Genomic DNA, 14,081 nt, shown 5'->3' with positions numbered 1-14,081 from the left:
TTTCTGGAGTTATAGGAATCGCTGTGGGACTTCTGATGGGAGTAACCCTTGTTTACCTCCAGGGTGAATACGGAATATTGAAACTCCCTTCGGACGTATATTTCATCAGCGTTCTGCCTGTAGAACTCTCCCTGATCGAATTGATTTCCATCGCGCTGCTGTCAGCGCTCCTTGGATTATTGGCGACTCTATACCCTGCCCGCAAGGCAGCAAATCTACTTCCGGTTGAGGCGATCAGATATGAGTGACAGCGCAAACAACGTCATACTGTTGACCAGGGATCTAAGAAAAACTTATTTTTCTTCCGGAGGCGAAGTGGAGGTGCTGAGGGGAGTTTCCATCGGAGTTTCCAGGGGCGAAATTGTAGCTATAGTCGGACCGTCGGGAGTTGGAAAGAGTACTCTGCTGAATCTAATCGGCGCGCTCGATAGACCGTCATCGGGAGAAGTTTTAATTAATGGCGAAGATCTCTTTTCGAAAAATGATGATGAGCTCGCCGAATTTCGAAATTCCACTATCGGATTTATATTCCAGTTTCACCACCTTCTTCCGGAACTCTCTGCATTCGAGAACGTGATGCTTCCGGCACTATTAGCCGGCAAGCCGAAAGAGATGATCCACGAGCGGACGACGAGCCTTTTGAACGACGTCGGGCTCTCCAAAAGGGGATCGCACAAACCTTCAGAACTTTCCGGAGGAGAGCGGCAGCGCGTCGCCATTGCGCGCGCAATAGTAAATGATCCCAAGCTGATACTTGCCGATGAACCCACAGGAAATCTCGACAGAGAGAACGCCGAAGAGATGTATGAGTTAATCTGGAAACTGAGGGAAGAAAATCAGCAAACCTTCTTGATAGTGACGCATAATGAAGAACTCGCAAATAAAACGGATAGAATTATTCGTCTGGTAGATGGATATATTAAAGAATAATAGATTGTTCCGGAAAACCCAAAAATATATTTCCGCAAAACAGTGAACATATTTAAGGATCGTGCCGTTAATAAAGAAGTAGGGGGATGGATGTGAAACGAGAGAAGGAAATGGAATTTAGGCTAAATTTTGCTGTATCAGGCGGTTTAAACACTTGACTATCATGGAAATTGAGATTACCTTAAACAGGTGTAATAAGAAGTACAGCCAGACTAAAAACACCAAAGAGATTGAACTGACTTTAAGGAGAAAGCTGATACTTGAAAAATAATTTTTCCAAACGAGTGCAGATGGTCATTCAATTTTCCCGGGAAGAGGCATTAAGGCTCGGGCATAATTACATCGGTGCGGAACATTTGCTGCTTGGAATAATCAGGCAGGGTGACGGGCTTGCAATTGAGGTGCTTACCAATCTTGGCGTTGAATTGGACGAGCTGAAACGTTCTCTGGAAGACGCAGTACGCACCTCCGGCGGTACGATGACTCTCGGTAATCTTCCGCTGACGAAGCGGGCGGAGAAGATATTAAAATCCACTTATCAAGAAGCGAAAAGTTTTAAATCGGATATCATAGACAGTGAGCACCTGTTGCTTGCGATTGCCGAGGAGGTTGACAGCGTTGCGTCGGAAGTGCTGGGAACTCTCGGAGTCGATTACGACCTGATTTACAGTGAACTCGAGCGGATTCTTGAGGGATCGGAGGATATTTCTCCAATACAGTCGAAGAAAGACGCAAAAACACCCGCCCTTGATCATTTCGGAACCGATATTACCAAAATGGCTTTGGAAGGAAAACTTGATCCGGTGATCGGGCGTGAGAAGGAGATAGAGAGGGTGTCGCAGATACTCTCCCGCAGGAAGAAAAACAATCCGGTACTGATAGGCGAACCCGGTGTGGGTAAAACAGCGATTGCTGAAGGGCTCGCTCTTCGGATAATCGAAAAGTTGGTCCCGAGAGTCCTGTTCGATAAAAAGGTTGTGACCCTTGATCTTTCATCAATGGTAGCGGGGACGAAGTACCGCGGTCAGTTTGAAGAAAGAATGAAGGCTATTATGAACGAACTTGAGAAAAGTAAAGATATCATACTTTTCATAGATGAATTGCACACTATAGTCGGCGCCGGCGCCGCTTCCGGTTCGCTCGACGCTTCAAATATGTTCAAGCCCGCTCTTGCAAGAGGTGAGATTCAATGTATAGGGGCAACCACACTCGATGAGTACAGAAAATACATCGAAAAAGACGGCGCCCTTGAAAGAAGATTCCAAAAGATTATGGTAAACCCTCCTACGGTTGAAGAATCTCTGAAGATATTGAATGGATTGAAATCCAGATACGAAGATCACCACCATGTAAAGTATTCTGATAAGGCGCTTGAAGCCGCCGTAAAACTCAGCGAAAGATATATAACCGACAAGTATCTGCCCGATAAGGCAATTGACGTAATGGACGAGACCGGCTCACGTGTTCATCTGTCGAACATAATTGTTCCGGAAGAAGTGGTAAAACTTGAAGGCAAGATCGATGCGCTCCGGAAACGTAAGGAAGAAGTGGTAAAAACTCAGAATTTCGAAAAAGCCGCCGAGATTCGCGACACCGAACGGAAACTGACTGACGAACTGAATTTGCACAGGAAGGCTTGGGATCAAGAACAGGAAAATAATCTTGTTGAGGTTACCGAAGATGACATCGCCGATGTCGTCTCGGTTATGACCGGTATCCCTGTAAACAGGGTTGCGGAATCGGAATTTGAAAAACTTAAGAAAATCGAAGAGGAACTTAAGAAAAAAATAGTCGGACAGGACGAGGTGATAAGTCACCTATCGAGATCGATTCGCAGGGCGAGAGCGGGACTAAAGGATCCAAGCCGGCCGATCGGCTCTTTCATATTTCTTGGTCCTACGGGAGTAGGAAAGACCGAGCTCGCAAAAGTCCTCGCAAAATATCTGTTTCAGGATGACGAGTCCTTCATCCGTATTGACATGTCGGAATATATGGAGAAATTCAGCGTTTCAAGACTTGTCGGCGCTCCTCCGGGATACGTAGGATACGAAGAGGGAGGAGACCTGACCGAAAAGGTGAGGCGGCGTCCATACTCGGTGGTGCTCTTCGACGAGATCGAGAAGGCTCATTACGATATCTTCAACATATTACTCCAAATTCTTGATGACGGTTCGCTGACAGATAGTTTCGGAAGGAAAGTCGATTTTAGGAACACGATTCTAATTCTCACGTCCAATATAGGCGGTAGGTTGCTGCGGTCAAAGAATCTTGGATTCGGCAAAGAAGACAAGAAGTCTCGCAATGAAGAGATTAAAAAGAAGGTAATAGAGGAAGCAAAAAAGATATTTAACCCGGAATTCTTGAACAGGATAGACGAAGTCGTCTCCTTTAAAGAGCTCGACCGTGATAGCGTAATGCAGATCATAGATATTATGATCGAAGAAATTCGGGAAAGATTACTCAGCCGTCAGTTAGAACTACGCTTATCAAGAGCGGTCAAATCTCATTTGTTGGAGAAAGGATATAACAGGGATATGGGCGCACGTCCAATGAGACGGACGATCGAAAAGGAACTTGAGGATCCTATTGCCGAACGTCTGCTCTCGGGAGTATTTTCTGAGGGGAGTATCGTAAAAGTTGCGGTATCTAAGGGAGAATTGACTTTTTCTGAAGTCGACCGCAAGAAAGTAACCCGTGATAAAGTAAAGAATTTGGTGAAAAAAGACAGCAAGGTGAAAGAGGATCCTGTAACTTAAAAGGGTTTTTTGCGTAAATTAACCCGATGGCATATAAGTCGTCGGGTTTTTAATTTGGGAAGAATAAACGAAATATCGGGATACTCGTTTTACAAATGATGAATTATATCCGGGAATGATGTTTAAAAGAATAAGGAGAGATTAAATGCCGTTCTTTTTTTGGGACTCAACGATGTTGCTTCTCATACCGGCGCTGCTTTTTGCTCTTGCCGCTCAATGGAAGGTAAAAAGCACGTTTAAAAAATACAGCAAAATACCCTCGAAGTCCGGTGTGAGCGGTTCTCAGATAGCGAAAAGCCTGCTCGAACGTAATAATATCACTGACGTCGAGGTTGAAGAGATTCAGGGAAACTTGACGGACCATTACGATCCGAAGGCGCGAAAGGTTAGATTGTCCAGTTTGAATTTCAACGGCAGCTCAGTCGCCTCAATTGGAGTAGCCGCACATGAAGTGGGACACGCCATACAGGATAATACGGACTATACTCCGTTGAAATTACGGCATGCGTTTTATCCGGTTGCCAGGCTGGGATCGACTACCTGGATCTGGCTCTTCCTCGCCGGAATGATCCTGGCGATTCCGCAGCTGATAGACGTCGGAATTGTATTATTTGCCGCTACTCTGATATTCCAACTTGTGACGCTTCCGGTGGAGTTCAACGCAAGCAAAAGAGCGCTTGCCCAACTTGACAGCGGAGGTTACATCACACGGGAAGATTCAGAAGGAGCCAAGGCGGTTCTTAACGCCGCCGCGATGACGTATGTAGCCGCCGCGGCTGTTGCGGCCTCACAGTTAGTCAGATTGTTGATTTTAAGGCAAAGGCATTAGATAAATAGTAACTGATTCACTTCCCCGAAGGAGATAACGATGAATAATGGTATAATCGGAAAACGAAGATTAATTTCCTGCGCGGTCTTTGCAATCGCGATAACCTTTCTGTTAAAGACAGCTGTATTAACGGCACAGATAGGACCGGATAATTCTTTTTCAAAGACGGCAGAAAAAGCTTTGAAATCTGTGGTCAGCATAGAATCTATAAGATTAGTCAAAACCTCAGACTTGCGTCAATTTCATCTATTTCGGGATGACAGAGACGGCGAATTTGATGATGAAATACCCAGAGTAGGGGGCGGATCGGGTTTTGTCGTAACAACTGACGGTTATATATTAACAAATCATCATGTGGTCGCCGGGGCGGAGCGGCTCAAAGTGACGTTTCTTAATCATAAGGTCTACAGAGCGAAAATAGTCGGTCTTGATTCCCTGACAGACCTTGCCCTTCTCAAGATAGATGCGGATAATTTAATTCCGGTAGATTTCGCAGACTCAGACCTATCAAAGATAGGCGACTGGGTGATAGCATTGGGAAGCCCTCTCGGACTTGAAGCAACGGTCACTGCCGGAATCGTCAGCGCCAAGGGCAGGGATATTAACATAGTTGGAAGGGATCTGAGTGCGCCGACAAGAGGATATGCCGTTGAAAATTTCATCCAGACAGACGCGGTCATAAACCCGGGAAACAGCGGCGGTCCGTTGATCGACACAAGCGGTAAGGTTATAGGTGTAAACACCGCAATCGCAAGCCGTACAGGCGTATATGCGGGTTACGGATTCGCAATACCTTCTAATTTAGCCCGTCATGTCATGGACGATCTCATGGAATTCGGCGAGGTGCGCCGCGGTTATATCGGTATCAACATAGGAAACGTGGATGAAGACCTTGCGGAGTATCTCAAATTAGATGGAGTCAGAGGAGTAATCGTAAACAACTTCGTTCAGGGCGGAGCAGCAGAGAAATCGGATCTTAAAATCGGAGATGTAATCACGCATGTTGACGGGAAAAGCGTTGACAGGGCAAACGCACTTCAGGCGGTAATAGCGGGCTACGCTCCGCGTGAGAAAATCCTTCTGACGGTGGTCAGAGGAGGGAGGGCTAAAAAGATTTCAGTGGTCCTGAGGGAGAGGGAAATAAAATCCAAGCCGTCAGCAAGTAAATCGGATGATAAAAGGGATAAACCGGTTTTGGGTCTTCTGCTTGAGAATAGGTCGAATGCGGGAGTGGGATGGAATCCTCTCATTGCGATTAGAAATGATTCCAAGGAGGGAGTCATGGTTGCAAAAGTCAAAAGACGCAGCGCCGCTGCGGAGAAGTTTATTCAAAAGGGGGATATAATAGAGTCTCTTAACGGCACGCCGATCGGTAGTGTAAGCGAATTTGAACGGAAGCTCGATAAAGTGAAAGAAGGCGAGATAATACTGCTCCGGATTATCCGCCGGAACAACAGAAATTTTGTTGCTTTACGCTATTGGGGTGACTAACAGACAGCAATATATGCCATAATGGCATATATCAGTAAACAGAATATCAGTGGTTCTTGAACGTATATTCTGAATTATCAACATCTTAACCTCTTTTCTGCCTTATTGGTACGTATCTTGCATTGTATATGGTCAAAAGGATAACTGCGACTTGGATTATTTGCAAAAAGGAGGAATTTTAATATGAGTAAGATAATAGGAATTGATCTTGGAACCACTAACTCGTGCGTGGCGGTAATGGAAGGCAGCGAGGCAAAAGTTATCACAAATTCGGAAGGGTCACGGACAACACCGTCTGTGTTGGCGTTCACCAAAGACGGTGAACGATTAGTGGGTCAAGCTGCGAAGAGACAGGCAATCACCAATCCGGAACACACTATTTTTTCGATTAAAAGATTTATGGGCAGAAAATACTCGGAAGTAAAAGAGGAAATCAAGCAAGTTCCGTATAAAGTCGTTAAAGGGAAGGAAGGATTAGCCCGTGTGAAAATTGACGATAAGGAGTATTCTCCCCCCGAATTAAGCGCTATGGTGCTGCAAAAGATGAAACAGACGGCGGAAGATTACCTTGGAGAAAAGGTTACGGAAGCCGTCATAACTGTTCCGGCATATTTTAATGATGCACAGCGTCAGTCTACGAAGGATGCGGGTAAGATTGCGGGTCTTGACGTAAAGAGGATCATAAACGAACCGACAGCCGCTTCACTGGCTTATGGTCTCGATAAGAAAGAAGGCGACAGAAAAGATGAGAAAATAGCGGTCTTTGATCTCGGCGGAGGCACATTCGATATATCTATCTTGCAGTTGGACCCCGAGATAGGAACATTTGAAGTACTATCAACCAGCGGGGACACGCATTTGGGCGGAGATGATTTCGACCAAAAGATTATTCTCTGGCTTGTCGATGAGTTCAAAAAACAGGAGGGGATTGATCTTTCGGCGGATCCGATGGCTCTGCAACGCTTGAAGGAAGCAGCTGAAAAAGCGAAGATCGAACTGTCGAGCAGCTCGAAAACTACAATTAATTTGCCGTTTATAACTGCCGACTCGGCGGGACCGAAACATCTTAACATCGACTTGACCCAGGCGAAGTTTGAAGAGTTGATTGACGACAACCTCGAGAATCTGAAGGCTCCGTGTGTCAACGCCTTGAAGGATGCAAAATTGAAAACTTCCGATATTGACGAAGTGGTACTGGTCGGTGGTTCGACAAGGATTCCAAAAGTTCAGGAAGTTGTCAAAGAGCTTTTTGGTAAGGAACCGAACAGGGGAGTCAACGCAGATGAAGTGGTAGCGGTCGGAGCGGCTATTCAGGGTGGAATACTTACCGGTGACGTGACCGACGTGCTGCTGATGGACGTAACGCCCCTTTCACTCGGTATAGAGACTCTGGGCGGTGTATTCACAAAATTAATAGAAAAGAATACTACAATTCCCACTCAGAAATCGGAAATATTCTCAACAGCGTCGGAAAATCAGACCAGTGTTGAGATACACGTTCTTCAAGGTGAAAGAGATATGGCTGTAAATAACAGAACTATAGGAAGATTTCATCTTGAAGGAATCCCGCCTGCGCAGAGAGGGGTGCCCCAGATAGAGGTCGAGTTTGATATAGACGCGAATGGTATCCTGCATGTTGCTGCAAAAGATAAGGCTACCGATAAAGAGCAAAGCATAAGGATTGAAGCGTCAAGCGGTCTGTCAGAAGAGGAAATTCAGAAGATGGTTGATGATGCGAAGAGCCACGAATCGGATGATAAGAAAAAGCGCGAAGAGATAGATCTGAGAAACAGCGCAGACCAACTTGTTTACCAGACTGAAAAAAATCTGAAGGAAATGGATGCAAAACTAAGTGAAGATTCGAAAGCAAAGCTTGGTGCGGCGCGTGACAGATTGCAAAAAGCGCTCGAAGGAACCGATCAAGAAGAGATAAAATCAGCGTCTGATGACATGAATACACTTTGGAGCGAAATTTCCTCTGAATTATATGATCAATATAAGGAGCAGGAAACGGCTCCGGACGTTGAAGAAGAGAAAAAGGGTGAATCTAAAGCCAAAGCCGAAGAAGAGGTTGAAGAGGCTGATTTTGAGGAGGTAGACCCGAAAAACTAATAATTTCCGCAACTTTTTGGTATTTATGTAGTTAAATGGCGAGGGACTAAAGTTCTTCGCCATTGGCGTATTTAGGAGGGAAGATAATGGATTACGGGTTTAATACTTGCGATAAGATGAATATAGTGATATTTTCCTTATAATGGATAAGTGTGCCGAATAAGATATGAAAAAACATCTTAAATTATTTTTAACTTCACTAAGCCTGGTACTATTAGTAGGTATCATCGGACTGCTGATTTTTATATTCCAACCGAATATGTACAGAAATCAGATAGAAGCGACGCTGAATGAAGAATTTGCTACTGATAAAGGCTCTCAATTTATCATGAAGGGAATTTCCGGAAATCTTTTAAATGGATTTGAAATCCAAAAATTAAGCTACTCGGATTCTTTAGAATCATTCGAAGTTTATTCGGAGAAACTGATATTAAAATACAGTCTGTGGGAACTGCTAAGAGGTCAATTCATTCTGAAAGAGCTGAAATTCGTAAAACCATATATTTATTTGAATTTGAATAAGGGCAAAAAATATGCCGCACAGGATGATTCCACGTTAGGAACAGGGAGGGAGATTTCCATTTCGTCATTAGTCATTGAAGATGGTTCTTTTGAAATATCAGAGGGTAATTTCAGATATTTGATCGAGAATCTGAATCTTCGCGGTTCGTTTTTTATGGATGACGGCAATATGGAGATTAGTCTGAAAGACGGAGGCTTTGATTACCCTTCAAGGAATTTGGTATTAGAGGGATTATCCGGCAGTGTAATTTATTCCGAAGAAGGATGGCGTTACGAGTCGTTACAGTTTACAGCGCTTGATTGTGACGTAATTGTAAGCGGATGGATGGAAACCAGTCCGAGGCTGCAGATGGGTTTGGATATGGCGGCGGACATCAATTCGTTTGGGGATATCTTAGAATTTCTCGGTCAGAAAATCGAATTGGATGGGAAGGTTTCAATCGTGGGCAACGTTGGGGGTGAGCTCTCAGACCTCGGGTTTAACTTCTCCGCTTATGGCGAAGCGGGTGGAAAGAAATTTGAAGAATTCAATCTTTCGGGAGGTTACACCGGCGATAAACTCGAATTAGTGAATCTCGACGGTATAATCGACGGCGCGAAAATTGAGGGAAATGGCCGTATTACAAGAAGAGGAAATTTTTCCGGAGAACTCAACTTTGAGAATTTAGATCTGAGCAAGCTGGATGTTGGAGAGATCAGATCGAGTATAAATGGGAATGTTATATTCAATGGCTCCGGATATTCTAAGGAAACATTAACGCTTCACGGTGAGTTGAATATCTCCCGGTCGCAGGTTGCTGATATTGACATAGAAAGCGCCGTAGCGTCTATCAGCATCAAGGATGAATCTGTAAACATTGAAAAGTTGTCCGTATTACTAAAAGAATCGTCCTTAGATGCGAGCGGGAGATTAGGATTTAATCAGATAATCAACACCGACATATCCATCACTTCCAATAATCTAAATGAGATATCCAGCTTGATTGGAGTAAATGAAATTCAGGGCAAGTTGACGGCAAATTTAACCCTGTCCGGTAACATCGCTGACCTCAACATTGCCGGCAAATTTAATATCAATGAATTAGTTGGCGAAAAGGGAAATTTTGAGTCGGCGGAGGGAATATTTGTTCTTAACAATTTGAGCACTGCAAGGGAGGGAAATGGGTTTTTCCACCTTGAAAACGGTAAAGTGCAAAACATCAGCATTGCCTCATTGGATATTTCTACCAAGCTCGCAGGCGGCAAGTTCTTCATTGAGAATTTCAAAGCGGAAAACGGCGGCGATTTTGTGAAACTTGTCGGCTGGATCGAAGAAAGCGGACAATTCGAGGTCGATTCGCTCAGCGGAAAGTATCAAGGCTATAAAATAAGCAGCAAAGAATCTATCCGCGGAATCATGAACAAAGAGCTCTTGACAATCGAACCGGTTGCGATAGAGTTGATAGGCGGCAGCGTCGATTTTTCGATGGAGTGGAATAGGGAAACAGATAATCTCGCAAGCATCCTCTTGATACGAACGGTCGATTTGCAACCGATCTCGGACATAATGGATAGCGAAAAAGAGTTTGGTGGAATAGCTTCAGGCGCTTTGGTATTCTCGAATTCGAAAGAGAATCTGACGATTAAACTTCTCTTGAACGTCGAAAAGGCAATCTTCGGAGATTTTTCATTCGAGAAAGTATCTGTTGACGTCTTGCACGAAAGCGACAGATTGATACTGAATAAACTCAAGGTGAGCGAAAGCGAGGACTCCTGGATAGAATTTTCCGGATTCGTTGATATGGATCATAACAAACTGATATGGACGGAAAAGGCGGTATCGAAAGATGACATACTCGAGCTGACCACAATTTTTAACAACGTTAATTTGTTTACTTATAGAGAGTATAACCCGTTTAAACAGCCAATTGGAGGTTCTGTCACCGGAATAATCGAAGTGAGTAATACTTTCTTAGAACCCGATGTTGTATATGATCTGGAAATTCGTGATGGATGGTATGATTTGGTATCATTCAAGAAATTAGACGGGTCGGGCACTTATCATGATTCGCTTCTGGTGTTCAAAGACCTAAAAGCCACTACAGAAAATGGTGAGTACTCCGGGGATGGATATGTCCCGATAAATTTAGCCCTCTGGAAAGTGGAGGGAAGAAAGCTGGACCGCCCAATAGAGTTGAATGTCAGAGGCTTGAGTAATGATTTGCATTTTATATCGCCTTATTTTACCGATATCGATGAAATAAAAGGCGAATTTGACATTGAATTCATGCTTTCCGGATCCTTTTTATCTCCGGTCAGGGACGCACGTATATTGGTAAAAAACGGAAGAGTTGATACGAACCTTCTACAGAATTCTCCGAGTAAGATTGAAGGTGAATTCCTGATCGAAAAGAACATGGGGAGAATTGTGTCCCTGTCCGGTAAGATGGAAGGCGGAAAAAAAGGCGGGTTGATAGGCCGTCTATTGCAAAAAACTTCCGGCATATTTTCCGGTATCGGCGATATATTCAAAAGTGATACGGAAGTCAATCCAAATCATTTTGAGATAACAGGAGAGATTGATTTCAGCTCCTTTTTCAGACCGATTCTGGATCTGAAGTTTAAGGGTGAACAATTATACATACTGAGTATTTTGGGTAATTTAGAGTCGGTCACTGATGTCGATCTAACGATAACCGGTCAGGACACAATAGAAATAACGGGCGAGCTGCAGCCGGACTTTGTAACCATCAGAGCAGAGTTTGTCGAGGAGCTTACGGAAGAGGTAATAGAGGAATCGATCCCGTATCTCGTGTATAACATCCATGCTCAATCACCCGATAAGTTTTACCTGAAGAACAGTCAGGCGGATATAGAGTTTAGCGGAGATATCTGGATAATTAAACGGCCTCAGGAGGAGTATAATTTTTCGGGTAACATATCCGCCATTAAAGGGAAATTCTATTACATCAATGATACGTTCACGATTGAAAGAGCTGAGGTGGGTTTTGATCCATACGAGTTCAATCCGACTTTTGACATTGTTGCCACGACTACTATAGGGGTCGGGAAAGATAGCGAAAAAATCACTGTTGAGATGGGCGGCACGCTCGAGAAACCGACCTACAATTTCGAGTCTGAGAGCGGCTACAGCGAGAGCGAAATTCTTTCATTGATAAACTTTAAACAATCCGGAAGCGTTATATCAACCACCGGATTGGGAACGGGTGTTGGGCTGATGGCTACCAGTTATTTAGAAAAGAGTTTGGAAGAACTCGGGGGACAACTCGCCGGATTAGATATATTTGAACTTCAAACGGAATCAGGTACGTTGCAAGGCTATAGAAATGCAGAGCTGCTGCTGGGAAGACAAATATCCAGAAGCTTTTATGTAACCTATCAGAAGGGGCTTCAACGGTTAGCCTCATCTCAGCAGATTGGAGTGGAGTATAGAATTAACAAAATCAGCTCTTTGGCTGGAAACGTTGATACGGAGTATGGACTTCTGCACGTAAGTTATAAATTAAGGTTTCAATATTAGTATAAATAATTGATTCGAAGAATCATAAACAGCGTTAAAACCATACACCGGCGGGGATGGCTGCTCTTTATTATTCCCATGCTGATACTCAATTCAGCCCCTGATGTGAACGCTCAATCACTACTGCGAGTCAAAGAGATAAGATTTTCAGGAAATGAAAATATTTCAGACGGGACGCTCAGGGGTCAGATGAACTTGAAGTCTCCCGGTTTTCCCTCTTTTTTGAGGAAAGGATCCGAATTCAACGCAAGAATTCTCCAGCTCGATAGGGCCTCAATCAGGAAATATTACGAGAGTAAAGGCTACATATATGCCGCTGTGAGTGACTCGTTCGAAATTATCGACCGGAAAGATATTATCATCCATGTGAAGGTCAATGAGGGTAAGCGAATCAAGATTAAGGAGATAAATATCCGGGGAAATGACCTTATTGCCGACACCGAAATACTCAGGATGTTCGATTCCAAGCTCGGTGAGCCTCTCAATCCGTACCTGCTGCGAAAAGACATTGCAGCAGTAAGAACAGCATACCAAACACGGGGCAAACCGTTTGCCCAATTTCGAAATCATCTCACAGGAGATGATGAAGTCACTGTAGTGATAGATATCAAGGAAAACGATACGATCTTTTTGGACAGCGTCCTGGTTTCCGGCACTCAGCAAGTTAAACCCGAAATCGTACTTCGCGAGTTGACGTTTAATCGGGATGAGAAATATAATATTGAAAAGATACGTGAAAGTCAGAAACGAATTTTCGAAACGGGATTGTTTTCAAACGTAACTATCGATCCGGTCCGGACCGATACCGTCAATAAAAGGCTAAATCTTATAGTGAACGTCCGGGAAAGGAAGATGCGGCAACTCGGTGGTGAAATAGGATTCAAGCAGCGCAGGATAGCCGGGTCGACTGAACCAGTCACTGATCTGAACGTAGTTGCTGAATGGTATAACAGGAATTTATTTTCGACCGGACGGCTCCTGCGGTTTAAAGGAAATGCGTCTGTCGGTATAACCGATATTTCGAGCGGTCAGACGAGATTCGAGGCAAGTTATACGGAACCATGGATACTCGGGCAAAGAGCGCCGACGACCTTTAGAACGTTTATCGAGCGGGAGCGATTGATTGAACCGGAAGAGATCACTCTAACGAGGTTCGGCGGTGATATAGCATTATTTAAGAAATACAGCGAGGAGTTTACCGCCCGCCTGGCACTGGGAATAACAATAACAAGGGTAATCGGTGACCTCAGCAGTGCCCTGTCAGATTCGTTGGGAATTCGTGAGGAAGATAATCAACGGTCGATAAATCTTCTGATAATCAACGATAAGAGAAGGAACATTTTCTTGCCTACAAAAGGCTCGATCCTTTCGCTTGATGCTAAATTTGCCGGTGGATTTTTAGGAGGGGATACAAGTGATATTTACAGAGCAGAAGTCTCGTGGAGCAGATACCAGCCGTTCTTTTTGAACAAATCCTGGACAATTGCAACAAGGCTTAAAGGAGGATTCATCAGCTCGTTCGGTAAAAATACGTCAATTCCATTTTTCGACAGGTTCTTCCTTGGCGGCGGAACTTCGGTAAGGGGATATGAGGAGCTTCAATTGCAGGATTTCACCCTGAATCCGAGCGGAGCCGTCTCCAGAATTTACAAGTTGCTATCCAACATTGAACTTCGTTTTCCCGTATTTTGGAGATTCGGAGGACAATTATTCATTGACGGAGGAAATCTCTGGGATGAATTCAGCAGGGTATCTCCTACAAAGCTAAAATATTCAGCAGGTGTAGGATTTTCATTATTAACGCCAATGGGACCGGTAAGACTCGATTATGGCTACAAACTCGATCCCGATGAAGATGATACGGGTGAGCGAAGCAGGCTGCATTTCGGGCTGTTGTTTGCCTTTTAAACGTAACTATCGG

Annotated in this window: 8 protein-coding genes; all 8 read left to right on the top strand. The window is 44.2% G+C overall.

Going from position 1 to position 14,081, the window contains the following annotated elements; genetic code table 11:
- Window positions 1–23 precede the first annotated feature (23 nt).
- Window positions 24–248, top strand: coding sequence for a hypothetical protein (locus IID12_00225; protein ID MCH8287517.1), 225 nt, complete (start codon window positions 24–26; stop codon window positions 246–248).
- Window positions 241–930 (top strand): ABC transporter ATP-binding protein, encoded by a 690-nt coding sequence (locus tag IID12_00220; protein ID MCH8287516.1) that lies wholly within the window; start codon window positions 241–243, stop codon window positions 928–930. The genes IID12_00225 and IID12_00220 overlap by 8 nt, the downstream gene beginning before the upstream one ends.
- A gap of 260 nt (window positions 931–1,190) precedes the next feature.
- Entirely contained in the window at window positions 1,191–3,686 is a 2,496-nt protein-coding gene (locus IID12_00215; GenBank protein MCH8287515.1) for an ATP-dependent Clp protease ATP-binding subunit, read from the top strand.
- A 145-nt stretch (window positions 3,687–3,831) separates the two neighbouring features.
- Window positions 3,832–4,515: a zinc metallopeptidase gene (locus tag IID12_00210; protein MCH8287514.1), complete on the top strand. Its 684-nt coding sequence runs from the start codon at window positions 3,832–3,834 to the stop codon at window positions 4,513–4,515.
- Between the two features lie 39 nt (window positions 4,516–4,554).
- On the top strand, window positions 4,555–6,006 hold the full coding sequence (locus tag IID12_00205; protein ID MCH8287513.1) for a Do family serine endopeptidase: 1,452 nt from the start codon (window positions 4,555–4,557) through the stop codon (window positions 6,004–6,006).
- 183 nt (window positions 6,007–6,189) lie between these two features.
- Window positions 6,190–8,118 carry a molecular chaperone DnaK gene (dnaK, locus tag IID12_00200; protein ID MCH8287512.1) on the top strand — a complete coding sequence of 643 codons (1,929 nt, stop codon included), beginning with the start codon at window positions 6,190–6,192 and terminating at the stop codon, window positions 8,116–8,118.
- Window positions 8,119–8,284: 166 nt separating this feature from the next.
- Window positions 8,285–12,160, top strand: coding sequence for a translocation/assembly module TamB domain-containing protein (locus tag IID12_00195; protein ID MCH8287511.1), 3,876 nt, complete (start codon window positions 8,285–8,287; stop codon window positions 12,158–12,160).
- Window positions 12,161–12,169: 9 nt separating this feature from the next.
- Window positions 12,170–14,068 carry a BamA/TamA family outer membrane protein gene (locus IID12_00190; protein ID MCH8287510.1) on the top strand — a complete coding sequence of 633 codons (1,899 nt, stop codon included), beginning with the start codon at window positions 12,170–12,172 and terminating at the stop codon, window positions 14,066–14,068.
- Window positions 14,069–14,081: the final 13 nt, after the last annotated feature.

This window comes from Candidatus Neomarinimicrobiota bacterium (genome assembly GCA_022567655.1).
Lineage (GTDB): Bacteria > Fidelibacterota > SORT01 > SORT01 > SORT01 > JADFGO01.
This window is presented reverse-complemented; position numbering and strand designations above follow the sequence as displayed.